Origin of the sequence: Kribbella koreensis, assembly GCF_039525325.1 — a bacterium.
Classification (GTDB): domain Bacteria; phylum Actinomycetota; class Actinomycetes; order Propionibacteriales; family Kribbellaceae; genus Kribbella; species Kribbella koreensis.
In genome coordinates this window covers 415,033-439,305 of sequence record NZ_BAAAHK010000004.1, presented here as the reverse complement: position 1 = coordinate 439,305, position 24,273 = coordinate 415,033, and the positions used below count along the sequence as shown (strand labels likewise).

The following is a 24,273-nucleotide window of genomic DNA, read 5'->3' as shown; positions in this document are numbered from 1 at the left end:
GGACCCGCGAAGGGTCTCGCCGGCTGTTTCACATCCTGCTACAGACGCTTGAATTCACGCTCCGGTTGACGTGACATAAAACACATTCGAGGAATTGGCGTGGCGCCGTGATCCCGTAGGCTCTAGTCCATGCGCGTAAGGGATAAGGGCGATCGGGGCGTCGTCCAGTCAGTGGTTCTGTTCCTCGGAGTGAGTGTTCTGTCAGGTGCTCTGGCGGCCGGTCTGGCGATCCCGTTCGCGGGTCTGGCCGGCTTCGGCACCGAGAAGACGGCGGAGACCCTGCAGGACCTGCCACAGGAGCTGAAGACTGTCCCGGTCTCGCGGAAGACGTACATCTACACCGCCGATCACAAGCTGATCGCGACCCTGTACGACCAGAACCGCGACCCTGTCACGCTCGCGCAGATCAACCCGATCATGCAGAAGGCGATCGTCTCGATCGAGGACGACCGCTTCTTCGAGCACGGCGCGCTCGACGCCAAGGGCACCCTGCGCGCGCTGATCCGCAACCAGAACAGCGGCGGCGTCCAGCAGGGTGGCTCCAGCATCACCCAGCAGTTCGTGAAGCTGAGCCTGGTGGAGAAGGCGAACGCCAGTGGTGACGAGGAGGCGATCAAGGACGCCACCGCGGACACCTACGAGCGCAAGATCGCCGAGCTGCGCTACGCGATCGCGGTCGAGAAGGAGTTCTCCAAGAACGAGATCCTGGAGAAGTACCTGAACCTGGCCAACTTCGGCGACGGCTCGTACGGCGTCGAGGCGGCCGCCCGGCACTACTTCAACACCACCGCGGCCAAGCTGACGCTGCCCCAAGCCGCGATGCTGGCCGGCCTGGTGAAGAACCCGACCGGCTACGACCCGACGAACAACCCGGCCAAGGCCAAGGAACGTCGCGACGTCGTCCTGCGGCGCATGCAGGAGCTGAACGTCATCACCGCCGCCCAGGCCACCGCGGCGATCAAGACCCCCGTCCTGACCGGCAAGGTGGTCAAGGTCCTCAACGGCTGCGCCAACTCGCCGTACCCGTTCTACTGCGATTACATCGTCGCGAAGCTGATGGAGAACCCCGCCTTCGGCAAGACCGACAAGGACCGCGAGCACTACATCAAGACCGCCGGCATCACGGTGACCACCTCACTGGACAGCCGGATGCAGGCAGCCGCGCAGAAGTCGATCAACCAGCACACCAAGCCCGGCGACGACGCGATCGCGGCCGTCACCATGGTCGAGCCCGGGACCGGCCTGGTGAAGGCGATGGTGCAGAGCGGGGGCTACGGCGAGGGCAAGGACAACACGTACTACAACTACAACGTCGAGAAGACCTACAAGGGTGGCTACGGCGGATTCCAGAACGGTTCGACGATGAAGGCCTTCACGATCGCCGCGGCGATCCAGGCGGGCTTCCCACTGACGTACCGGATCCCGTCACCGAGCCCGCTGCCGCTCGGTGGAGTGAAGTTCAAGACCTGTACCGGGACGACGAAGGTCGACGACTACAACCCGAAGAACTCGACCAGGGCCGCGCCCGAGCCGACGATGATCCAGGCGGCGCAGGCCTCGACCAACACCTACTTCCTGCAGCTGTCCGAGCAGGTCGGCCTGTGCCCGATCGCCACCCTCGCCGCGAACCTGGGCATGCACGATGCCCAGACCGGGCAGCCGCTCGAGCAGTACGTCTCGATGACGCTGGGCGTCGGCCTGATCAGCCCGCTGCAGCTGTCCAACGCCTACGCGGCGTTCGCGGCCCGCGGCAAGTACTGCGCGCCACAGGTGATCACCTCGGTGAAGAACTACAAGGGCCGCTCGCTGGCCACCCCCGGCCCGAGCTGCAAGCAGGTGCTCAAGCCAGAGGTCGCGGACGGCGTCAACGAGGTACTGCACCAGGTGATGGAGCCGCCGGGCACCGGTCAGCACCTGAACTTCGGCCGGAGCGACCTGGCCGGCAAGACCGGAACGATCCAGGAGAACAAGGCCGTCTGGTTCTCCGGCTACTCCAACAAGCTCGCGGCGGCCGCGGTGGTCGCGGACGCGACGCCGAGGTACGAGAACCTGATCAACCAGACCCTCAACGGCCGGGAGATGCACGACGCCTCCGGTTCCGGAACCGCGGGTCCGATCTGGGAGACCGCCATGCAGGGCGCCCTCAAGGGCATGCCGACCACCAAGTTCACCGCGCCGACGGACGAGACCCGGCGCGGGAACGTGGTGGACCTGCCCTACGTGAACGGGATGAACCCCGACGAGGCGGCCAACAAGCTGCGCGGCCTCGGCTTCGAGGCCAAGATCGCCCCCGGCCAGGTCGACTCCGAAGAGGTCCAGGGCACTGTCGCCTATCTCAGCCCCCGCACCGAGGAAGGCGCCCCAGAAGGCGCCACGGTGACGATCTACGTCTCCAACGGCAGCAAGATCCAGCAGCCGCCGAACCCGCCGAACTCCCCAGGCATCCCGCTGCCACCGAACCCGCCCAACACCGGCAAGCCCGGTGGCGGCGGTAAGCCCGGCGGCGGAGGCTGCCCAGTCTGGAAGCCGAACTGCGGCGGCCGCTAAGCCGAAGAAGCGCCCAGTCCTCAAGGACGGGGCGCTTCTTCGTTTGACCGGTCAGGCGCCTAGTTGGCGCTTTACCTCGGCGGAGACGGTGCCGCCGTCGGCTTTGCCCTTGACCTTGGGCTGGAGGGCGCCCATGACCTTGCCGATGCCGCGCGGGCCGAGCTCGGCGGCTCCGGTGGCGGCGATGGTCTCGGTGACCAGGGCGGCGATCTCCTCCAGGGAGAGCTGCTCGGGGAGGTACTCGGCGAGGATGTCGGCCTCGGCCTGCTCCTTGACCGCCAGTTCCTCGCGGCCCGCCTCCCGGTACGCCGTGACCGACTCGCGGCGCTTCTTCGCCTCGGCGGTGAGCACGTCGAGGACCTCCGCGTCGGACAGCTCGCGAGCCTCCTTGCCGGCCACCTCCTGCTTGGTCACGGCCGTGAGCGCCATCCGCAGGGTCGACTTGCGGAGCTCGTCGCGCGCCTTCAGGGCGGCGGTCATGTCATCGTGCAGGCGCTGCTTCAGTTCGGAGTTGGACATGCCCACGATTGTGGCAGGCTGGTGAAATGAGTTTCCGGGGGCTTGCCACCACGACGCTGAAGTCCGCTGCCGTTGTCACCGCGGCGGGCGCTGCCTGCGTCGCGTACGCGGCGGCCATCGAGGTGCGGTGGTTCACGCTGCGCAGGGTGACGGTGCCGGTGCTGCCGGTGGGCACGGCGCCGCTCAAGGTGCTGCACCTGTCCGACCTGCACCTGATGCCGGCGCAGGAGAAGAAGATCCGCTGGGTCAACGAGCTGGCCCGGCTGGAGCCGGATCTGATCGTCAACACCGGGGACAACATCTCCCACCCCGACTCGGTCCTGCCGCTGCTGCGGGCGTACGGCGCGCTGCTCGACGTACCAGGCGTTTTCGTCTTCGGCTCCAACGACTACTGGAAGCCGCACTTCAAGAACCCGGCGAAGTACCTGCTCCCGGCCAACAAGCAGCGGCACAAGCCGCACGGCCCGGACCTGCCCTACGAGGAGATGCGGTCGGCGTTCACGGCGGCCGGCTGGGCCGACCTCAACAACGAGCGCTCGACCCTCAAGGTGAACGGCCTGCGCCTCGACTTCGCCGGCACCGACGATCCCCACATCAGGCGCGACCGGTACGCCGAGGTCGCGGGTGAGGTGGATCCGGCGGCCGATCTGTCCATCGGAGTGACGCACGCGCCGTACCAGCGGGTGCTGAACGGGTTCGTCGGCGATGGGTATCCGCTGGTGCTCGCCGGGCACACGCACGGCGGTCAGCTCGCGGTGCCGTTCTACGGGGCTCTGGTGACCAACTGCGACCTCGACACGTCCCGGGTGAAGGGTTTGTCCACCTGGGGCTTCGAAGGGCGTCAGGCGGCGCTGCACGTCTCGGCCGGTCTGGGCACGTCGCCGTACGCGCCGGTGCGGTTCGCTTGCCGCCCGGAAGCGACCTTGATCACGTTGGTTCCGAAGGCCGGTGAGACGGCCGGATAACCCGATTTCGTCCTGGCGGGTGGCGCATGTAAGCTAACGCCGACTTCGGGCTGTGGCGCAGCTTGGTAGCGCGCGTCGTTCGGGACGACGAGGTCGCAGGTTCAAATCCTGTCAGCCCGACAAATGAAGGCGGTGGCTCTCCGGAGCCGCCGCCTTCAGTCATCTCCTGGAACTCCTGGCGCCCGACCTAAGCTGGCTGGCATGAATGCTTTGCTGCGGGTCGATCTTGGCGAAGTGGACTACGAGGTCGCTGCCAAGGAGATGAAGACCTGGGTCGAGGAGCGGCAGGCCGGTGAGGCCGGGGACCGGTTGTTCCTGTTGAGTCATCCGCCGGTGGTCACCTACGGCCCGCGTACGTCGCTGGCCGACCTGCCGCCCGAAGCCGCGGCGATCCCGACTGTCGCTGTCGACCGCGGCGGCTTCGCGACGTACCACGGTCCCGGTCAGCTGGTCGGCTACCTGGTGATCGACCTGAAGAAACGCGGCCCCGTCGACATCGTCCGCTGGGTCGAGACCGGCCTGATCGAGGCGCTCGGCTCCCTCGGCTTCCCGTTGATCCGCCGCGACACCCCACGCGGCGCGAGCAGCCTGGTCGGCGTCTGGACCGAGGACCACCGCAAACTCTGCTCGATCGGCATGCGGATCCGCCGCGGCGTCACCTCGCACGGCTTCTCGATCAACCTCGACCCCGCGATGGACGTCTTCCACACCTTCACCACCTGCGGGCTCCACGACGTCACCATGACCTCCCTGGCCGACCTCAGCCGCGAGCTGTCCATCCCCTGCCCCACCGACGCCCAGCTCCGCACTGCCGTCGCAACCGCCCTTGGCGCCGCCTGAGCAGATAGCCTGCGGCAATGAGCGACGACCGCCCCGAAGCCGACGAGTCCGAGGTGTACGCCGAGGACGAGGGGCCGGGGATGCCGGAGGATCTGGAGGAGTACCTCGAGGAGGCCGACGAAGAAGCGGCTGAGGAGGCGGACGAGGGCCGGTACGACGCTCCGCCGTTGCCACCGGCGCTGATCCTCGGTGTGGTCGGGTTGCTGGCCGGGTTCCTCACCGTCGCGCTCGTCTGGTTGAGCGAGCAGGGCTGTGATCGGGTGCGGGACTCGCCCAACTGCGGTGCGGCGGGGTTTCCCTTGCTGGTGCTCGCCGTGGTGATCACGATCGTGCTCGCGGCGATGACGCTGAGCCGGCTGGCGATGCCGCATCCCGCGCTGGTCGCGTTCCTCGGGGTGGGCTTCATGTTGCTGATCGTGCTCGCGTTCTTGTCGAACGACCTGTTCTCCACCTGGACCCTGGTTGTCGTCCCGGTGCTCACCGCCATCACCTTCCTAGTCGCAAACCTGATCGCCGGACGGTTGGAGCGAGCCGATGCCTGAACTGCCCCGCTACCCCTGCCACCGCACCGCCACCCCGCTCCCACTCGACGGCACCCTGACCCACCCGGCCTGGGAGCAGGCCCCGTGGACCAGCGACTTCGTCGACATCACCGGCCCGGACGCGACCACGCCGAGGTTCCGCACCAGGGCCAAGCTCCTGTACGACGACCAGTACCTGTACGTCGGCGGCCAACTCGAGGAGCCGCACGTCTGGTCGACGATGACCGAGCCGAACACCTGGCTCTACGAGGAGAACAACTTCGAGCTCTTCCTCGACCCGGACGGCGACGGCGAGAACTACTACGAGTTCGAGATCAACCCACTCGGCACCATCTGGGAGCTGTCCCTGCCGAAGCCGTACTCCGCGGGCGGCGTCCCCGTCGACCCCGACAACCTGCCCGGCCTGCGCACGGCACTGCACATCGCAGGCACCCTCAACGACCCGGCCGACACCGACACCGGCTGGACGGTCGAGGTCGCCCTCCCCTGGGCCGACCTGGCGAAGTACAACAAGAATCAGACGCCACCGGGCGCGGGTGACGAGTGGCGGATGAACCTGATGCGGATCGAGTGGGACCACGAGGTGGTCGACGGCGAGTACCGCAAGGGCAAGGAGCAGGACTTCTGGGTCTGGTCGCCGCAGTACGTCGTGGACATGCACAAGCCCGACCAGTGGGGCGTACTGAGCTTCGAATGACCTCTGGTCGCGACGCGACCCCGGTGCGAAACTGCGAAGGACGGCTGTTGCCGGCTGGGGGCGGATTGGCAACGGCCCACGTCGCGACAACCAGGGGGAAACACATGACAGATCCAGTGGACACATCCGACTCCACGGACGTGCTGGACGAGGAGACGCTGACGCCGCTGGCCGAAGCGCCCGGCATCATGGCCGACGACCCGGAGCTCGACGACCCGGCCACCGAGGCCGCGTTCCAGGACCCGATCCCGGACACCGATCCGCTCGGGCCCGACGAGGAGCCCGGCGTCGAGCCCAGCCTCGACTTCGGAATCGAGGTCGGGTGAGATGGCCGTCCGGATGGGCAAGGCCGCGGTGGACTTCGCCGCGGCGCAGGCGGCGCACGCGACCAGGGACTGGACCGGCATCTGCCTGATCTTCGTCCGCAACTGCTTCAACGTCGGCCCGCTGAGCCCGGACGCGGCCGCGGGCTACAAGGCGGCGCAGTTCAAGCACGGTACGGCCGGTACGCCGCCACTCGGCGTACCACTGTGGTGGACCGGCGCACCCCACGGGCACGTCGCGATCAGCACCGGCGACGGGAGCTGCTTCAGCAGCGACATCCTGCGGCCGGGCAAGGTCGACAAGGTGCCGATCTCGAAGATCGCCCGGTCGTGGGGCAAGGAGTACAAGGGCTGGAGCGAGGACATCAACGGGGTCCGGATCTGGCGGCCGACTGCCCCCACGCTGCCTGCCGTCGATCTCAGCAACGTCCGCGAGGCGGCCGCCAAGGACATGTTCCGGCCGGCCGGACAGGGCCTGCACGAGCGCGACATCATCATCGTCGAGCGGGCGTTGCTCAAGCAGGGCCTCAAGGATCCGATGAACGTCGACGGGTTCGCCGGCAAGGACTTCCGCAAGGCCTACGCGCTGTGGCAGAAGGCGACCGTACCGCCGCCCTTCGACGGTATTCCGGGCATCCAGAGCCTCAAGAAGCTGGGTGAGCGGCGCGGATTCAGGGTGATCAGCTGACCGGTACGCCGGGGTGGTGCCGCGCGCTCGTGGGGCACCACCCCTGCCCCCGCCCTGTGGCGCGAACCCGGCAAGGTGACAATCAGTCATATGGAGTCCGCCAGTCATGCCGGGCTCGCCGGCCCTGACGGCGAGCCGATGCCACCCATCGAGCGGGTCGTTGCCGCTCGGCTCGGCGTCTTCCCCGGCGGGCTGACCGCGGCGTCGGTGGCCGCCGTTCTCGAGTTGCCGCTGCAGACGACCAGTTGCCTGCTCGACGCACTGACCGAGCGATCGCTGCTCACGGTGAGCGACGGGCGGTACGAGGTGCTCGACGCGATCCACACGTACGCCGGAGAGCGGGTCTCGAGCGCTGAGGCCGATGACCTTCGCGCGCGGCATGCGGCGTACCTGCTGGATCTGGTACGCCGGGCCGACGCGCAGCTGCGTGGACCCGATCAGTTGCGTTGGGCAACTTCGATCCGGCACGAGAGCGACAACCTGCGTGGGGCGATCGCATGGGCGACCGAACACGACCAGCGGCTCGCACTCGAGCTGGTGGCTGGCCTGTCGACGTACTGGTGGATGCACGGGCTGGTGAGCGAGGCAGGGCGGGCGGCGGAGAGGTTGCTCGGGGTGCTCGGGCCGGTGGTGCCTGCTGGGCTGGAGGAGGAGTACCTGCTCGCAGTACTGCATGCAGCGGGCTCTGGTCGGCCGGACGGGGTTGAGCAGGCACGGGTGATTGTGGAGGAGTTGGTCGAGCCTTTCCGGTACCCGGTGACGGTGTTGCTCTGGTCGATCGTGTTGGGACCGTTTGTGCCTGCTGAGCTCGCTGCGGACGTACTGGCTCGGCAGGAGCTGAGCACCGATGCCTGGACTCTGGCTGCGGTGCAGCTCTGCGATACGAGCGCTGAAGCTGCGCTGGCGGAGTTCCAGGTGGTTGGGGATCGGTGGGGCAGTCTGCTGGCGTTGGACGAGCTGGGTCAGGTCGCTGCCGGCGCCAAGGAGTTCAAGCGGGCAATTGAGCTGACCGGCCAGGCATTGCTGCTTGCCGATGAGTTAGGTGTCCATGAGGAGGCCGCTTCGCTGCTGTGTCGGCGTGGAGACCTCCGACTGCGGATGCGCGAGCTACCCGCGGCCGCGGACGACTACCGGCGGACGCTGGTACGGGCGAAGCAGGCGGGCCGGGCGGACCTCGCCGCCGCCGCGCGGATCGGGCTGGCCAAGGCTGCTCGCTTCGGCGGGGATCTGGCGAAGGCGCAGGAGTTGGCGCTGGTGGCGCTGTCGCGCTGCCCGGACGACTGGGACGAGGCCGACCTCGCGATGACCGAGGCCCTCGCCGAGCTGGCCGCGATCGCCGCCGCAGCCGGACGCCCGGAGGAGGCCCACTCGTGGCGACTCAAGGCCGGCCTGGCGCCGGAGCAGTACCGCTCAGCGGGCCGGTAGCCGACCCGCTGAGACGGCTCCGAGGCGGATAGCCCAGCCGAGCTCCCTGTGGCTCTGGCCACAGCGGGTGGATCTCGCCGGATCTGTGGCTGCTGGTTAGAGTCGAGCGGACACCAACCTGCAATGGAGCAGCCTGATGGACAAGACGTACGACTCACCGCAGGCCGCGGTCGACGACATCGGCGACGGCGCGAGCCTCGCGGTCGGCGGCTTCGGGCTCTGCGGCAACCCGATGCAGCTGATCGAGGCGCTCCACGCCAAGGGCGTGGGCGGGCTCAGCGTCGTCTCCAACAACTGTGGCGTGGACGACTGGGGGCTGGGCATCCTGCTCGCCGACAAGCGGATCGCCAAGATGACCTCGTCGTACGTCGGGGAGAACAAGGAGTTCGCCCGGCAGTTCCTGTCCGGCGAGCTGGAGGTCGAGCTGACCCCACAGGGCACGCTGGCCGAGAAGCTCCGGGCCGGCGGCTGCGGGATCGCCGCCTTCTTCACATTGGCCGGCGTCGGCACCCAGGTCGCCGACGGCGGGCTGCCGCAGAAGTACAACACCGACGGTTCGGTGGCGAAGGCGTCCGAGCCCAAGGAGACGCGCGAGATCGGCGGTACGACGTACGTGCTGGAGGAGTCGATCACCACCGACTTCGGCCTGGTGCACGCGCTGAAGGGCGACACCCACGGCAACCTGGTCTTCGACCGGAGCGCCCGCAACTTCAACCCGCTCGCCGCGATGGCCGGCCGGATCACCATCGCGCAGGTCGAGGAACTGGTCCAGCCTGGTGAACTGGACCCGGACGAGATCCACCTGCCCGGCGTCTACGTCCAGCGAGTGGTTGCCGTTGGCAAGGACATCGAGAAGCGGATCGAAAAACGAACCGTACAGAAGCTGCCCCACCCCACCACCCCGGTCGAGCCGAAGGAGGCCTGAGCCATGCCACTCACCCGTGAGCAGATGGCGGCCCGCGCCGCCGCCGAGCTGGAGGACGGCTCGTACGTGAACCTCGGCATCGGCCTGCCGACGCTGGTACCGAACTACATCCCCGACGGCGTCACCGTCGTCCTGCAGAGCGAGAACGGCATTCTCGGCGTCGGCCCCTACCCGGTCGAGGGAGAGGAGGACCCAGACCTGATCAACGCCGGCAAGGAGACCGTCACGACGTTGCCTGGGGCATCGTTCTTCGACTCGTCGTTGTCCTTCGGGATGATCCGCGGCGGTGCGATCGACGCGGCCATCCTGGGCGCGATGCAGGTCTCGGCCACCGGCGACCTGTCGAACTGGATGATCCCCGGCAAGATGGTCAAGGGCATGGGCGGCGCGATGGACCTCGTGCACGGCGCCAAGAAGGTGATCGTGCTGATGGAGCATGTCGCCAAGGACGGCTCGCACAAGATCCTGGCCGAGTGCGACCTGCCCTACACCGGGCGCGGGGTGGTCAACCGGATCATCACCGACCTCGCCGTCCTCGACATCACCGACGACGGCCTGCAGTTGGTCGAGCTGGCCGAGGGTGTCACCTTCGACGAGCTCCAGGAGAAGACGGGCGCGCCCATCAAGCAGTGATTCCCCCGTTACGGAATGGATGGCCCCGGACAGCGGTTGGTGCTGGATAACCGCCGTACGGGGCCATTCTTCTGGAGGAACGATCTTGAGCAACGCCGATACCGCCATCGCAGCACTTCGGAGCGGCTACGAATCGCTCGCCGATCTGGTGAAGAAGTTCGATGACGAGGCTCTGGCGGGCCCGTCGGCCGCGACCGAGTGGGACATCGCGCAGGTACTCAGCCACCTCGGCAGCGGCGCTGAGATCATGACCAACACCGTGCAGCTCGCCGTGGGCGGCAAGCCGCCGGCCGAGGGTGACTTCAACCAGACCGTCTGGGCCCGGTGGGACTCGTCGTCGCGCCGTGAGCAGGCCGACGGCTTCCTCGAATGGAACGAGACGCTGGTCTCGCTGTTCGAATCGCTGTCCCCGGAGCAGCGAGAGACCGTCCGGATCGAGCTGGGCTACCTGCCTGCACCGGTCGACATCACCACCGTCGCGCGGATGCGGCTGAACGAGTTCACCCTGCATTCGTGGGACGTCCGCAGTGCCTCCGACCCGGCCGCGACGCTCGCCGCCGAGGCGGTACCGGAGCTGGTCGCCCAGCGGACCATCGACCTCAGCTGGGTCAGCAAGCCGGCGGAGCTGGACGGGAAGTACGCCGTACTGAAGGTGGCGACGACCGAGCCGGCCACCGAGCTCACCCTGAACCTGAAGGACCCGGTCACCCTCGAAGACGGCAGCCCGGCCGAGGCCGACGGCACCCTCACCCTGCCCGGTGAAACGTGGCTGCGGCTGGTCTCCGGACGCCTCGGCCCGGACACTCCGGCCGGCCTCGAGCTGACGGGGCCGATCACGTTGGCGACGCTGCGCCGGGTGTTCCAGGGTTACTGATCGAGGCGGTCCACTGACCGTGCGTAGAGCGCCCCGCCTGAGCCCTATCGGCGGGCGTGCTCGATCGCTACCCTTCACGCCAGCCGCAAGGCCTGCTCGGTGAGGATGGATCGCATGGACCTGGATGTATTCGTCATCGGCGGCGTGGGAATCGATACCATCGTGCGGGTTCCCGCGCTGCCGTTGCCCGGCCAGGAGACCATTCCCGTCCAACCTGTCGAGACCTATGTCGGCCATACGGGGCATGGCGTCGTGCTCGGCTGCCACCGCTTGGGGCTGCATCCCGGCCTCGCCGATGTCATCGGTGACGACGCCGAGGGGTGGCGGATCCGTCGTGCCTACGAGGAGCTCGGGCTGCCGCTGACGATCGCGGTCCACCCCAGCGGTACCAGGCGCAGCGTCAACCTGGTGTCGCCCGACGGCAACCGCGTTTCCCTGTACGACCGGCGGCACCCGCCGGGGATGCGGGTCGATCCCAACCTCTGGCGCGGCCGCGTCGAGCAGGCCAGGCACGTTCACGTGTCGATCATGGATTTCGCGCGGCGTGCGCTGCCCGACGTACTGGCCGCGGACTGTTCGTTGTCGACCGATCTGCACGATTGGGACGGGGACAACGAGTACCACCGGGACTTCGCGCAGTGCGCCGACATCGTCTTCGTCTCGACCAGCGCGCTGCGCGACAAGGCCATCGACTGGATCTTCGCCAGCGGCCGGGCGGAGGTCGTGATCGCGATGGCAGGGGCGGACGGAAGCTATGTGCATGTCCGTGGCGAGGAGCCCGTCCATCTGCCGGCCATCGACATCCCGGGCCGGCCGGTCGTCGACACCAACGGCGCCGGGGACGCGTACGTCGCCGCCTTTCTGACCACTTGGCTGGACGGTCGCTCGTACTACGAAGCCGCGGAGGCGGGCACCATCGCGGGTGCCTGGGCGTGCGGCTCTCGTGGCACTCACACCGACCTGATCACGGCCGAACAGCTGATGCTACTCAGGCGGTAGCTATCTGCTTTAGCCGCGCGTCAGAGGCGGGTGCAGGGTCGCCGCTGGGCCGCGACGGAAGAGCTGGGCCGGGCGGCCGCCGTCGCGGGTCGTGGTGGCGCCGAGCGGGATGACGAAGCCGTCGGTCTTGGTGGCCTTGCGGTGGAAGTTGCGGGGGTCGAGCTGGACGCCCCAGACGGCCTCGTAGATGCCGCGCAGCTCCGAGATGGTGAACTCGTCGGGGCAGAACGCGGCGGCCAGTGGTGAGTACTCGAGCTTGGCCCGGGCCCGTTCGACCGCGTCCGTGAGGATTCGGTGGTGGTCGAACGCGAGCCTGTTCTGGTCGGTCAGCACCTCGTCGACCGTGACCCATTCGGCCGAGGCTGCGTCCGTACCGGCTACTGGTGACGGCAGGTCGGGGACGAGGGCCAGGTAGGTCACGCTGATGACCCGGCCTCTCGGGTCGCGGCCCGGCTCGCCGTACGTCGCGACCTGCTCGAGGTGGATCCGGTCGGACAGCAGGCCGGTCTCCTCTTGGAGCTCACGGCGGGCCGCCTCCTCCAGGTCTTCCTTGGGACGTACGAACCCGCCCGGCAACGCCCACCTGCCCCGGTACGGCGCGATGCCGCGGCGGATCAGCAGCACCTGCAGGGACCCGTCGCGGACGGTCAGGATGACGAGGTCGGCGGCTACCCCCAGCGGCTCGAAGTCCATGACCGAAGACTCTAATCGTCATCTTGACGAAAAGCCATCTCGGGTCTTATCGTCAAAGTGACGACAATGACGATGAGGCCGGCTCGGCGCCGGTCGCGACAGGAGAGCGACTCTGATGGCAGACATCACGCGGTTCCGGTTCATCAGCCACCTGCGGGCGAACCCGACGACGCACGTCCGGCACCTGCGCAACGGGAAGGTGGCGCACGACGGCGCCGGGCAGGCGTTCTGGTTCCGGGCGCTGAACTCGTCGCTGAGCGAGGTACCGATCGATGATCGCGAGCAGCCGCTGCTGTTCCACGGGCGGACGCTCGACTTCCAGGACGTCGTCGTACAGGCCACTGTCACTTACCGGGTGACGGATCCGGCGCTGGCGTCGACGCGGCTGGACTTCGGGATCGATCCGGACACGGGGTTGTGGCGGGCCACTCCGCTGGAGCAGCTTGGTGGGTTGCTGACCGAGTTGGCTCAGCAGACGGCTTTGGATCTGCTGGCCGGCCTGAGTCTGACGCAGGCGTTGTCCGAGGGGATGGCGTCGTTGCGGCTCGCGATGAGCAGTGGGCTGCGTGATGATCAGCGGCTCACTGGGCTGGGGATCGGCGTCGAGGATGTGCGCGTGGTCGCCGTACGGGCTGAGAGTGATGTCGAGCGGGCGCTGCAGACTCCTACCCGGGAGATGGTGCAGCAGGCGGCCGACAAGGCGACGTACGAGCGGCGGGCGATGGCGGTCGAGCGGGAGCGGTCGATCGCGGAGAACGAGCTGCAGAACCAGATCGAGCTGGCTCGGCGCGAAGAGCAGCTGGTGACGCAGAAGGGTCAGAACGAGCGGCAGCGGGCGACCGAGGCGGCTGCCGCTGGGCGGATCGAGGGCGAGGCTTTGGCTGGGCGGCGGCGATTGCTTGCGGCGGCTGATGCTGATGCCAAGCGGGTGCTGGGTGAGGCGGAAGCGGCTGCCGAGAAGGCGCTGCTGGATGCATACGCCGAGCTGGACCAAGGGGTGATCCTCGCTCTGGCCATCAAGCAGGGTGCGCTGCCGGAGATCGGCACGCTGAACCTGACGCCGGATCTGCTCACTCCACTGCTCGCCAAGCTGACCTCCTCCGCCGGGGCCTCCTGATGAGCCTGCCTCCTCGGGCGGTCGTGGTTCACCGGGCGACCGAGCTCACCGAGCTGGTCGCCCGGCACGGGACCCGGCAACAGGCCGGCTTCTTCCTGAACAGTCGGGGGCGGTCGCTCGATGCCTTGGACGATCGGCATGAGGCGCAGCAGAAGGCGTTGGCGGCGGTGTCCGCGGCTCTGCCCTTGGACTGGCGGCGAGCCGTTGCCGAGCGCAACGATCTCGACCGGTTCGTGTTCGGGCCGGAGGATGTGGTGATCGCGGTCGGGCAGGACGGGCTGGTGGCCAACGTGGCGAAGTACCTGGACGGGCAACCGGTGATCGGGGTCAATCCGGAGCCCGGCTGGAATCCCGGCGTGTTGGTGCCGCATGCGCCTTCCGACGTACCGGAGCTGCTGTCTGTACGTTCGGTAGAAGAACGCACGATGGTTGCCGCGCGCACCGATGACGGGCAGAAACTCCTTGCTCTGAACGAGATCTACGTCGGCAACCGGACCCATCAGTCGGCGCGCTACCGCCTGGCGTCGCCTGAGGGTCTTGAAGAACGGCAATCCTCATCTGGCCTACTGATCGGCACCGGAACCGGTTCCACGGGGTGGTGCCGCTCGGCCTGGCAAGAACGCGGAAGCCTGCTCCGCCTCCCCTCACCCACCGACCCATCCCTGTGCTGGTTCGTCCGAGAGGCCTGGCCCTCCCCGGCCACCGGCACCAGCAACACCGAGGGCCTCCTCACTGCCGATCAGTCCCTAACCATCACCGCCGAAGCCGACCTAGTCATCTTCGGCGACGGCATAGAATCCGACACCCTCACCATCACCTGGGGCCAACGCCTAGAGGTCTCCGTAGCCGACATCCACCTAAACCTCGTCCGCTAAGAACTGTCTCGCCCGCCACCAGCCGTCCGCCGGGCCAGCTGGCGGACGACCGCGTCGACGATGTCAGTCACCGTGCGATTGAAAGCGATCGCGGCGTCTGGGGCGTGCCGGCGGGTGAGGTTGACGACCAACTCGAAGAGCTCCAGTTGCTCCTCGTCCTTCCGGATGCCGCCGCCGATCAAGACGCACTCCCAAGGCCGCTCCCGCAGCGCGTTGGTGACAACGGCCTCGATGTCGTCGGAGCCGTCGAGGCCGATCAGACAGTTGGTTGCGTCGATCCCGCTGTCCGCGAACCGCCTCACCGACTCCTCGATCGCGACCGCCACCGGGGTGGGGTCCCAGGGCCCAGGCACCCGGTGGGGATCAAGCCCGATCACAAGCACAGCCGGCTCCGTCACCTTCTGACCATAATCGTGCTTACCTGCGATGCCCACTATCGTGTCCATACCCGTACTAAAGTGGTGATATCAGCACTATAGTGCGGCTATGGACCTCTCTTTGCCGATCAGTGCTGTCGTGCCGACGCTTGATGGGCCGGTTCTCGGTGTTCTGGTTCGGGCGGGGAAGCCGCTCACCGGTCGCAAGGTCCATCAGATGGCGGCGACCGGGAGTGAGAGCGGGACGCGGAAGGTCCTGAACCGGCTGGTTGGGACCGGGCTGGTGATCGCCACCGAGGTCGGCGCCAGCATCCAGTACTCCTTGAACCGCGATCACCTGGCCGCCGGCGCAGTGATCGAGCTGACCGAGTTGCGGCAGGAACTCATCCGGCGGATGCAGGAAAGGATCGAGGGCTGGTCGGTACGGCCGCTTCACGTCAGCCTCTTCGACACAGCCGACGGCGTCGAGCTGCTGGTCGTCCACGACGACGCCGACTCGTCACCGACGTGGGCCGGCCAGCTCGACTCGCTCGCCGATCGGTTCCAGGTTTGGACCGGCAACCACCTGCGACTCACCGACCTGAGCGCCCACGATCTCCAGGAACACCTTGCGATCGGCGACCCGAGCATCACCACCTGGCTCCGCGCCGGCGAGCAGCTGTCGGGCCAGCCCTTCCGCGCCCTCCTCAACACCCTCACCAGCAACCTCGGCGCACGCTGACAATTGCCTGCGGCGAAGTATTTCCCGTGATCTCCACGGAAAGTGATCGGTCGGGTGAGATGTGTGGAGACAACGGTGTCAGGTTCTGCTTAAGGTGCGTTCACCACAACGGCCCTGTCGAGGGAGGGCTGTGGTGCCTTTACCCACCGCCCACAGGGGAGAGACACGCATGCGCAGAACTCGGAACCGATCGAGAACCGCGTTCCGGACCGGGGTCGGCCTGTTCGCCGCCGCCGCGCTGGTGCCGATGGCCTCGCTGACCGCGAGCGCCCGGCCCACCGCCACGCCCGACTCCACCACAGCCAGCACGACCAGTGCCGCCAAGCCGGCGCCGGTGAAGCCGTTCGTGCAGGGGACGCAGACGGTTGCCGCCTACGACTACGACAACGCCATCCACGAGCGCGTCCAGGTCGACGTGCCAGGCGTCGACGGCGACCAGAACGGGATCACCGACCAGATCACCGTCGACATCGTCCGGCCGGGCGAGGCGGCCGCGGCCGGGATCGACGTACCGGTGATCATCCAGGCTTCGCCGTACTACGCGAGCGACCCGAAGTCGTACTTCGACGCCAACGGCACCCGGCAGGTCTTCTCGACCTGGCTGGACAACTACTTCGTGCCGCGCGGCTACGCGTTCGCCTACGTCGACATGCCGGGCACGTTCCGCTCGACCGGCTGCAGCGACGTCGGCGCCGACCTCGAAGTCCGCGGTACCAAGGCCGTCATCGACTGGCTCAACAACCGCGTCCCCGGCCACACCCCCGACGGCGCCGTCGCCAAGGCCGACTGGTCCACCGGCAAGGCCGGCATGATCGGCACGTCCTGGAACGGCACGATCGCGAACTCGGTCGCCAGCACCGGCGTGAAGGGGCTCGAGACGATCGTCCCGATCGCCGCCATCTCCAGCTGGTACGACTACACCCGCAGCAACGGCGTCCCGTACTACGACGAGTACATGGGCTTCCTGCACGACTACGTCAGCAACGACCTCAGCCCGCGCTGCGTGCAGATGACCGGTGAGATCGAGCAGGACTCCGACACCCGCACCGGCAGCTACAGCCGCTGGTGGGACCCGCGCAACTACCGCCTGGACGCCAGGAAGGTGAAGGCGTCGGTCTTCGTCGTCCACGGCCTCGACGACGAGAACGTGAAGACCCGGCAGTTCGGCGAGTGGTGGGACGAGCTCACCAAGCAGGGTGTGCCGCGGAAGATCTTCCTGCACCAGGGCGTGCACCTGGACGGGTTCAGCTTCCGGGACGCGTACGTCGATCAGCTCCACCCCTGGTTCGACTACTGGCTGCAAGGCCTGCAGAACGACATCATGAAGGCCCCGCAGGCGACGATCATGCGGGAGGACGGCAGCTACACCACCGAGTCCCGTTGGCCGACGCCCGGCGCGAAGAGCACCAAGCTCGCGCTGAGCAAGCCGGCCGGCGGCGACACCGGTGGCCTGTCGATCGCGGCGCCGACCAGCGACCCGATCAGCTTCACCGGTACCGACAAGGAGTCGGTCGACAGCGTCGTACTCGACCCGACGACGCCACGGAGCGACCGTGCGGTGTTCGTCAGCAACGACCTCGCCCAGCCGGTGCGCTTGTCCGGTACCGGCAAGGTGGAGGTCCGGGTCAAGGTCAACAAGGTTGCCGCAGGCATCAAAGCCCGCCTGGTCGACTACGGTACGGCGACCCGCTACACCAGCGTCAGCAACATCGCGAACACCCGCACCTGCTGGGGTGACGGCAACGCGCTCGACACCGGCTGCTTCGCCGACACCAAGATCAACACGGCCGTCTCGAACGCCGCCGTCGTGATCCGCACCCTGGCCGACGTCGGCCACTACAAGTCGCTGGACGAGAAGGTCTCGCTGCAGTCCGGCAAGTGGTACGACCTGACCTTCGAGCTCAACGCCGACGACGTGCTGTTCGCCGCCGGCCACCGCCTCGGCCTGGTACTGACCGTCGAACCCGACAACCCGTCCGTACCGTTCACCGGCGCGACCATCACCCTCGACCCGGCCAAGTCGTCGCTGACCCTCCCGCTCGTCGGCGGAACGGCCAGCCTCAACTCCCCGGAGGCCCCGCAAGCGCGGATCGCCGCCACCCAGCTCGCCCAGCCTGAGCCCGAGAAGGACCCCATCAAACTGATGGAACAGTTCGTCGAAGCCTCGCGCTAACAGTGAAGGCCCCGGCAGCCAACCAAAGCTGCCGGGGCCTTCGCCAAAGATCAGTGAGCGTTGGCAGGCGGTTTGGCCAAAGCCGAGTAGGCCGAGACCAGTACCGCCGCGTCGTGCTCCCAGTTGAGTTCGTCACCAGCAGCCCGTACGCCGTCGACGTACCCGGCGTAGTCCGCGATCAACGACCGCACGGCCGCCGCAAGTGAAGCGCCGTCGCCAGGCGTGTACAGCGTGCCCAGATGGTACCGATTGATGACAGCCCGCAATTCAGGCAGATCCGCAGCGACGACCGGCACGCCCGCCCGCACGGCGTGGAACAGTTTGTTCGGCAGCGCGAGCCGGTGGTTCTCGCACGTGTTCGTCAACGTGACAAGGGAAATCCCCGACTCCTGCAGCACCCGGTCGACCTCGTCGATCGACGTCTCCGGCACCTTCTGGACCGGCCCCAGATCGAGCCGGTAGTTCGGATCGACCGACCCCATCAGCAACGTCGGGAACGGCGCCAACAGACGAGCAGCCTCAACCACAGCAGGCAGATCCCGCCCGGCGCCGACGCGACCGGCGTACAGCAGACCGGTCGGCGAAGCAGGCAGAACCGGAGCAACCGAAGAGCGCGGGAACGTGTTCCGGATGACCCGCACATCCGGAAGCCCGCGCTCGCGCAGCCGCTGCGCGATCCCATCGCTGACCGTGAAGACCACAGCAGCCTGACGAGCCAGCCCGAGCTCGAACCGACGCCCACGCACCCGCCACAACGGCGTTGGCCGCCCCGGCAACGCCCGGTCGAACCACAGCTCATGGCTGTCGTAGACCAAGGTCGCCGACCATTGAGAAGCAAACGAAGCGGCGAGCTCCAACGTGTTGAAGTCGTGCGCGTGCACCACGTCGAACGGCTCGAGCGATGCCAGCGACGAAGCAGCCGCAGTACGCCACTGCTTCTCCGTCCGCAGCCGGTGCTCCGGCAGCAGCAGCCACCGGCCGAACCGCTGCACGAGCACCTTCACGCCACGCCGCCCATGCCCGACAGCAGGACCGCTACCACCACGCAGACCGGCCGAGCGGGATACCGACTCGACCGTTGCGCCACCCTCGAGCGTGAAACCCTCCGGCACGTCCCGGCCGACCACGTGGACCACGTGGCCGGCTCCGGTCAGTGCCGCGGCTTCGCGCAGGATGCGCGAGTCCCCGGCGATCGGGGACTGCGCAACCATCAGAACCCGCATGTCACCTTCCGCCGAGGAAGGGCAACAACGCCTCGACGGACTTACGGCCGTCGTGTACCTCACGGATGTACCGCGGCCCCGCGTCGGCGACCTTGCGGGCTTCCTCGCGCTCGGCGACGAGCCGCTCGATCACCTCGGTCAGGTCGTCCGGCGTCGCCTCGACGATCGGCAGATCGGTCGGCAACAGGTCGCGGATGTGGTCCGCGACGTGCCCGACGGTGATCCGGCCGGCCGCCATCGCCTCACAGGCGAAGACACCGTACGAACCGAGCAGCAGCTGGTCGACGACGATGTCCGCGTCCTTGACCATCGCCACCAGCTCCGGGTGCGGAACACCCTGCACCCGCTGGTACTTGATCAGGCCGCGAGCGTCGAGGTCGGTCAGCACCGGGTCGACGAACGCCGAACCCTTCAGCGCGCTCGCCGACGGTGCGTGCAGCACCACCGGCACCTCACGCTCCAGCACCGGCGTCGTGGAGGCCAGCTCGTCCGGGTCGACGACGACCGGCAGCCACTCGCTGCCCTCGACGTACTCGACCAGGTCGGGCGTGGTGACGAACTTGGGCCCGTCGTACCCGGCCAGGTGCTCGCGGAGCAGATCGTTGGCCGCCTGCAGGCGAACCGTCAGCTCGTCGTTGCGATCCGCGAACGGCGAGAACTGGTACCGCGCACGGTGCCGGGCCGGATCACGCACCTCGGAACCGTGGAAGACCAGACCGTGCCGGATCCCGGCCGCGTCGAGCATCGGAACGTCCAGGGTCCACATCTGACCCTTCAGCTGACCGAACATCGGCCGGCCCGCCTCGAACAGCACGTGGGTGACGTTCTGCAGCGCCCACGCGGTCAGCTCCAGCTGCCAGCGCAGGTCGTCGCGGTACTGCTCGAACGTGCCGCTGCGATGCACCTTGAAGTCGAACTTGCCGCTGTTGGTCGACAGCGACTCCGCGGCGATCGACGGGACCTCACGGGTCACGGCGGTCGTCCACAGGTACGCCTGACCGGCGCTGTTCGTCGGCCCGATCAGCAGCCGGCGCCCAGGCGCCTCGGAGTCGACCTCCATCGACGGCTCCAGCTGCTTGCGGCCGAGCATCTCGGTGTAGAGCGCACGCAGGCTGTCGGCCTGGCCACTCCAGGCCGAGGTCTGCTTGTACGCCGGGTCCGCCAGCCGCTCGCGATACGTCTCGGTCCGGCTCAGCAGCAGCTTCGCCTTCTCCGCGAAGCTCGCCGGGTTGGCGGCCTCGAAGTACTCGCCGATGCCATGCCGGGTGACCCATTCCTTCATGCTGGCCATGTCGCTGACCAGCACCGGCAGACCGCCCAGGCTGTACTCGAACAGCTTGTTCGGCATCGCCATCTCGTGGTTCGGCGCCCGCAGCATCGGGATGATGCCGGCGTCGGCCGTGGAGAGGAACGCGGTCACCTCATGCGGCGCGACCGGGGACAGGTAGTGCATCCGGTCCTCGACCCCGAGGCTCTCCGCGAGCTTGCGGAGCACGTCGACGGCCGGCTGCTTCGGCGACGGTACGGCGACCACCGCGAGGTGCACGCCGGGCATGCTCGGCATGGCCTCGATCGCGGTCTCGATCCCGCGGACCGCGGTGATACCGCCGCTGTAAACCAGCAACGGAACCTCGCGCGGCAGCCGGACCTTGGCCCGGATGTCCCGCTCGATCTCGACCACTTCCGGGATGTCCGGGGTGTTCAGGATGACGGTCGGCTTGAGCGGGAGCTTGTGCTCCTTCTCCAGCCGGTCGGCGATCGCAGTGCTGACCGTGATGACCCGGTCGGCCGCACCCATGTACTCGGCCTCGTGCTTGGCCCAGGCAGCGATGAACTTCCGCGTGCGCGGTCCGTACAGCGCGATGCCCGGCACGTACTCGTGCGCGTCGTAGACGACCTTCAGGTCCTTGCCACGCAGCTTCGCGCGGCCGGCGGCACGGGCGGCCACCCCGATCACGTGCATGTCGTGCGCGTGCACGACATCCGGCTCGAGCCGGTCGATCAGGTCGCCGAAGGCGTACTCGTAGTCGAGCGCATCCGGGTGCACCCGGCGCCAGCGAGCCGGCCAGGTCAGCCGGTGCGCCACGCCGTCGTAAGCCCGCCAGCCCGCACGGAACGGCTTGTCGATCACGTTGCCGAGACCCTTGCGCAGCCAGATCCCGCGCCGGGCGGCCTGCCAGCCGCTGCGGCGGACCAGCCGGCCCAGGACGCCGACCTTGTAGGCCAGCGGCCCGGTCTTGCCGGCCTTCCGGGCTCCGATCGCGTGGCCGGAGTCGGCCTTGATCTCCTTGAGCCCGGCCTGCACCCGAAGGCTGCGGGCCCGGTACGCGCGCGGAGTCTTGTAGCCGACGAACGGCGGACGCCATTCGCGGTGCTTCTTCCGCGCGAACTTCTTCTCCTCGCGCAGCGTGAACGGCACCGCGACGCGGACGATCATCGCGCCGTCGAGCATCTCGCGCGACTGCGGTTCACCCCAGCTCGCGACCCCGAGCACAGTCACCTGTACTCCGGCCTGGGCCAGCGCTGCTGCCTCTTTACGGACCCGGCTGTCGTTGGTGACCGCGTTCGCGACGAGCATCACCACCCGAAGTTGCTCCGGGGAACGCGTCACTGGCGGACCGACCTTCCGATCACGATCCGACGGACACCCGCCCAGCGCGCGGCGTCGGTCGCGTCGCGACCGTCCACCAGCACCTGGACGCCCGGCAGCTCGGCCGGGGTCAGCTGCTTGTACTCCGGGTGGTCGGCCTGCAGCACCGCTGCGTCGACCGGCTCGCCCAGGTGGTACGCCGTGAAGCCCAGGCCCTGCAGCTCCTCGTCGGAGTACATCGGGTCGTGCACGAACACCTCGGCGCCACGCGACTTCAGCGCCTCGACGGCCGGGAAGACACCCGAGAACGCGGTCTCCTTCACCGCACCGCGGTAGGAGGCGCCCAGCACGACGACCTTCGCGCCGGCCAGGTCGCCGTACGCGCCCTCGAGCAGACCGATGGTGTACTCCGGCATGTCCAGGTTGGCCTCGCGGGCGGCCCGGACCACGGTGGCCTCCGGGTCGGTCCACAGGTACAGCCGCGGGTAGACCGGGATGCAGTGGCCGCCGACGGCGATGCCGGGACGGTGGATGTGGCTGTACGGCTGCGAGTTCGAGGCCTCGATCACCTGGTGGACGTCGATGCCGTTCTGCGCGGCGAACCGGGCGAACTGGTTGGCCAGGCCGATGTTGACGTCGCGGTAGGTGGTCTCCGCGAGCTTCGCCAGCTCGGACGCCTCGGCCGATCCGAGGTCCCAGACGCCGTTGCCGCGCGGCAAGTCGGCGCGCTCGTCGAAGTCGAGAACGGACTCGTAGAACGAGATGGCGCGCTTGGCGCCTTCCTCGGACAGGCCGCCGACCAGCTTCGGGTACTTGCGCAGGTCCGCGAAGACGCGACCGGTCAGCACCCGCTCGGGCGAGAAGACCAGGTGGAAGTCGCTGCCCTCGGTGAGGCCGGAGACCTCCTCGATCAGCGGCTTCCAGCGGTTGCGGGTGGTGCCGACCGGCAGCGTGGTCTCGTAGCTGACCAGGGTGCCCGGGGTCAGGTGCTGGGCCAGCGAACGGGTCGCGCTCTCCATCCAGCCGAACTCCGGCTCACCGGTCTTCTCGTCCACGAACAGCGGGACCACGATGACGACCGCGTCGGCGCCGGGGATGGCGTCGGCGTAGTCGCTGGTCGCCCGCAGGCGGCCGTCCGCGACCGTCTCGGCCAGCAGCTCGCCCAGGTGAGCCTCACCCGGGAACGGCTCCTTGCCCGCGTTGACCAGGTCGACGAACGCCTGGTTGATGTCGACACCGACGACTTGGTGTCCCTTGGTCGCGAACTGGACCGCGAGCGGCAGTCCGATCTTGCCTAGGGCAACTACTGCGATACGCACGAAAACTCCACTTGGTATGAATCATTCATCGGGGACCTCGCAGGCGCTTCTCCAGTGGGTGCTCAACGCACTTGTAGAGCAAGGCTGAGGCGGCGATCGAGAGCGCCAGCACGCCGGCGTACCAGGTCAGGTTCGACCAGCTGGCCGGAGCGGAAACACCGTGGAACTCACGGATCGCGTAAAGGATGGTGGCGTGGATCAGGTAGAACGAGTACGACCACTGGCCGAGCGCGACCAGTGGCTTGCTGCGCAACAGCGACCGGCCGCCACGCATGTCCCGGGCGGCGACCGACAGGATCAGCAGGCCGTACAGGACGGTCAGGATCTCCTTCTGGGTCAGCGCCAACGTGGTGGCGAAGGGGACCGTCCGGTGCAGGCCGGAGTAGTACAGGGTGTAGAGCCCGGCCGCGAAGATCGCGAACGCCACCGGGAACGGCAGCCAGGGCCGCCAGCCCGACCGCAGCGCGATGGCCAGGCCGATGCCGAACAGGAACGCGACCGAGTGCCACACCGGTTGCGGCAGCGTCGGCAGCGTGTGCGGGTTGTGGAACAGGAGCAGCTTGTACCCCGCGCCGATCACGACCACTGACGCGCACAGGATCAGCCCACCGGCCAGCTTCAGCCGCTGGGTGGCCCGCCAGACGAACGGGAAGTACGCGTAGAAGAAGGCCTCCACCGACAACGTCCAGGACGCCGGGTTACCGGAGTACAGGATCGTCGGGTCGTTGGACCAGCCGTGCAGCAGGACCAGCGACAGCAGCAGAACGCCGATGTCGAACGGCTTGATCCAGCTCATCGCCGGGTCCGGGTGGATCCGGTAGAAGACGAAGACCGCCGCGAGCAGGGCGACCGCGTGGGCCGGCCAGATCCGGGCGAACCGGCGCCGGTAGAACGTCCCGACCTTGGTCCCGGGCTGCGCCGACCAGGTCAGCACGAATCCGGACAGCACGAAGAAGAAGGTGACTCCGGAGGTGCCGTAGGTGAGGAACTTGAAGATCGGCAGCGGAGCGAGGTTCGTCATGTGGTGGGCGAACACGAAGAAGGCCGCCCACCAACGCAGGCCGGTGAGCGACTCGACCCGGGGCAGCCGCTTCTTGGGCGGCTCGTCGGCAGGGCCGGCCACCACCGGCACCGCCGGCTCGTCCTGAGCCGGCGGTGCGGTGGCGATCGGTTCCTGCGACTTCTCTTCGGCTGCCTTCGTCATCGTC

At 68.0% G+C, this 24,273-nt stretch carries 23 protein-coding genes and 1 tRNA gene; 17 read left to right on the top strand and 7 right to left on the bottom strand.

Annotated elements, in window-relative coordinates:
- The first annotated feature begins 129 nt into the window (after nucleotides 1-129).
- A complete protein-coding gene (locus ABD116_RS10365; RefSeq protein ID WP_343967430.1) occupies nucleotides 130-2,547 on the top strand; it encodes a transglycosylase domain-containing protein in 2,418 nt (805 codons plus the stop codon).
- A 51-nt stretch (nucleotides 2,548-2,598) separates the two neighbouring features.
- Here ABD116_RS10365 and ABD116_RS10360 read toward each other — a convergent pair whose 3' ends face one another.
- Nucleotides 2,599-3,066, bottom strand: coding sequence for a GatB/YqeY domain-containing protein (locus tag ABD116_RS10360; RefSeq protein ID WP_343967428.1), 468 nt, complete (start codon nucleotides 3,064-3,066; stop codon nucleotides 2,599-2,601).
- A 26-nt stretch (nucleotides 3,067-3,092) separates the two neighbouring features.
- Between ABD116_RS10360 and ABD116_RS10355 the strand changes: the two genes are divergently transcribed.
- The 12 genes from ABD116_RS10355 (at nucleotide 3,093) to ABD116_RS10300 (ending at nucleotide 11,977) form a co-directional block, all read left to right on the top strand.
- Nucleotides 3,093-4,031 carry a metallophosphoesterase gene (locus ABD116_RS10355; RefSeq protein ID WP_343967426.1) on the top strand — a complete coding sequence of 313 codons (939 nt, stop codon included), beginning with the start codon at nucleotides 3,093-3,095 and terminating at the stop codon, nucleotides 4,029-4,031.
- Between the two features lie 46 nt (nucleotides 4,032-4,077).
- A tRNA-Pro gene (locus tag ABD116_RS10350) sits at nucleotides 4,078-4,151 on the top strand.
- Nucleotides 4,152-4,232: 81 nt separating this feature from the next.
- On the top strand, nucleotides 4,233-4,871 hold the full coding sequence (gene lipB, locus ABD116_RS10345) for a lipoyl(octanoyl) transferase LipB (protein ID WP_343967424.1): 639 nt from the start codon (nucleotides 4,233-4,235) through the stop codon (nucleotides 4,869-4,871).
- Between the two features lie 17 nt (nucleotides 4,872-4,888).
- A complete protein-coding gene (locus ABD116_RS10340; protein WP_343967422.1) occupies nucleotides 4,889-5,413 on the top strand; it encodes a hypothetical protein in 525 nt (174 codons plus the stop codon).
- A complete protein-coding gene (locus ABD116_RS10335) occupies nucleotides 5,406-6,110 on the top strand; it encodes a carbohydrate-binding family 9-like protein (protein ID WP_343967419.1) in 705 nt (234 codons plus the stop codon). Before ABD116_RS10340 ends, ABD116_RS10335 begins: the two co-directional genes overlap by 8 nt.
- 104 nt (nucleotides 6,111-6,214) lie before the next feature.
- Nucleotides 6,215-6,436 (top strand): hypothetical protein, encoded by a 222-nt coding sequence (locus tag ABD116_RS10330; RefSeq protein ID WP_343967416.1) that lies wholly within the window; start codon nucleotides 6,215-6,217, stop codon nucleotides 6,434-6,436.
- A gap of 1 nt (nucleotide 6,437) precedes the next feature.
- Complete coding sequence (locus ABD116_RS10325; protein ID WP_343967414.1) at nucleotides 6,438-7,121, top strand: hypothetical protein; 684 nt, start codon at nucleotides 6,438-6,440, stop codon at nucleotides 7,119-7,121.
- A gap of 90 nt (nucleotides 7,122-7,211) precedes the next feature.
- Complete coding sequence (locus tag ABD116_RS10320) at nucleotides 7,212-8,546, top strand: hypothetical protein (protein ID WP_343967412.1); 1,335 nt, start codon at nucleotides 7,212-7,214, stop codon at nucleotides 8,544-8,546.
- 136 nt (nucleotides 8,547-8,682) lie between these two features.
- Nucleotides 8,683-9,471: a CoA transferase subunit A gene (locus tag ABD116_RS10315; protein WP_343967409.1), complete on the top strand. Its 789-nt coding sequence runs from the start codon at nucleotides 8,683-8,685 to the stop codon at nucleotides 9,469-9,471.
- A gap of 3 nt (nucleotides 9,472-9,474) precedes the next feature.
- Nucleotides 9,475-10,104: a CoA transferase subunit B gene (locus ABD116_RS10310; RefSeq protein ID WP_343967407.1), complete on the top strand. Its 630-nt coding sequence runs from the start codon at nucleotides 9,475-9,477 to the stop codon at nucleotides 10,102-10,104.
- An 85-nt stretch (nucleotides 10,105-10,189) separates the two neighbouring features.
- Nucleotides 10,190-10,978: a maleylpyruvate isomerase family mycothiol-dependent enzyme gene (locus tag ABD116_RS10305; protein WP_343967405.1), complete on the top strand. Its 789-nt coding sequence runs from the start codon at nucleotides 10,190-10,192 to the stop codon at nucleotides 10,976-10,978.
- Between the two features lie 114 nt (nucleotides 10,979-11,092).
- A complete protein-coding gene (locus ABD116_RS10300) occupies nucleotides 11,093-11,977 on the top strand; it encodes a carbohydrate kinase family protein (protein ID WP_343967403.1) in 885 nt (294 codons plus the stop codon).
- Nucleotides 11,978-11,986: 9 nt separating this feature from the next.
- Here ABD116_RS10300 and ABD116_RS10295 read toward each other — a convergent pair whose 3' ends face one another.
- On the bottom strand, nucleotides 11,987-12,670 hold the full coding sequence (locus tag ABD116_RS10295) for an NUDIX hydrolase (RefSeq protein ID WP_343967401.1): 684 nt from the start codon (nucleotides 12,668-12,670) through the stop codon (nucleotides 11,987-11,989).
- A 115-nt stretch (nucleotides 12,671-12,785) separates the two neighbouring features.
- On the opposite strand from ABD116_RS10295, the gene ABD116_RS10290 reads away from it, so the two are divergent.
- Complete coding sequence (locus tag ABD116_RS10290) at nucleotides 12,786-13,787, top strand: SPFH domain-containing protein (RefSeq protein WP_343967399.1); 1,002 nt, start codon at nucleotides 12,786-12,788, stop codon at nucleotides 13,785-13,787.
- Nucleotides 13,787-14,662, top strand: coding sequence for an NAD(+)/NADH kinase (locus ABD116_RS10285; protein WP_343967397.1), 876 nt, complete (start codon nucleotides 13,787-13,789; stop codon nucleotides 14,660-14,662). Before ABD116_RS10290 ends, ABD116_RS10285 begins: the two co-directional genes overlap by 1 nt.
- Here ABD116_RS10285 and ABD116_RS10280 read toward each other — a convergent pair.
- The gene (locus tag ABD116_RS10280) at nucleotides 14,659-15,060 is read right to left on the bottom strand and encodes a hypothetical protein (RefSeq protein ID WP_343967395.1); all 402 of its coding nucleotides are present in this window, start codon (nucleotides 15,058-15,060) and stop codon (nucleotides 14,659-14,661) included. The two genes, ABD116_RS10285 and ABD116_RS10280, sit on opposite strands and share 4 nt — an antisense overlap.
- 88 nt (nucleotides 15,061-15,148) lie before the next feature.
- Here ABD116_RS10280 and ABD116_RS10275 point away from each other — a divergent pair, with 88 nt between their 5' ends.
- Both ABD116_RS10275 and ABD116_RS10270 read left to right on the top strand, forming a co-directional pair.
- Nucleotides 15,149-15,760, top strand: coding sequence for a hypothetical protein (locus ABD116_RS10275; protein ID WP_343967392.1), 612 nt, complete (start codon nucleotides 15,149-15,151; stop codon nucleotides 15,758-15,760).
- Between the two features lie 169 nt (nucleotides 15,761-15,929).
- Entirely contained in the window at nucleotides 15,930-17,933 is a 2,004-nt protein-coding gene (locus tag ABD116_RS10270) for a CocE/NonD family hydrolase (RefSeq protein WP_343967390.1), read from the top strand.
- Nucleotides 17,934-17,983: 50 nt separating this feature from the next.
- Here the strand turns inward: ABD116_RS10270 and ABD116_RS10265 are convergent, their stop codons facing one another.
- The 4 genes from ABD116_RS10265 to ABD116_RS10250 are packed head-to-tail and all read right to left on the bottom strand — an operon-like array spanning nucleotide 17,984 to nucleotide 24,269.
- The gene (locus ABD116_RS10265; RefSeq protein WP_343967388.1) at nucleotides 17,984-19,156 is read right to left on the bottom strand and encodes a glycosyltransferase; all 1,173 of its coding nucleotides are present in this window, start codon (nucleotides 19,154-19,156) and stop codon (nucleotides 17,984-17,986) included.
- Between the two features lies 1 nt (nucleotide 19,157).
- Nucleotides 19,158-21,767: a glycosyltransferase family 4 protein gene (locus ABD116_RS10260; protein ID WP_343967386.1), complete on the bottom strand. Its 2,610-nt coding sequence runs from the start codon at nucleotides 21,765-21,767 to the stop codon at nucleotides 19,158-19,160.
- Nucleotides 21,764-23,065 (bottom strand): nucleotide sugar dehydrogenase, encoded by a 1,302-nt coding sequence (locus ABD116_RS10255; RefSeq protein ID WP_343967384.1) that lies wholly within the window; start codon nucleotides 23,063-23,065, stop codon nucleotides 21,764-21,766. The genes ABD116_RS10260 and ABD116_RS10255 overlap by 4 nt, the downstream gene beginning before the upstream one ends.
- Before the next feature lie 25 nt (nucleotides 23,066-23,090).
- On the bottom strand, nucleotides 23,091-24,269 hold the full coding sequence (locus ABD116_RS10250) for an acyltransferase family protein (protein ID WP_343967382.1): 1,179 nt from the start codon (nucleotides 24,267-24,269) through the stop codon (nucleotides 23,091-23,093).
- Nucleotides 24,270-24,273: the final 4 nt, after the last annotated feature.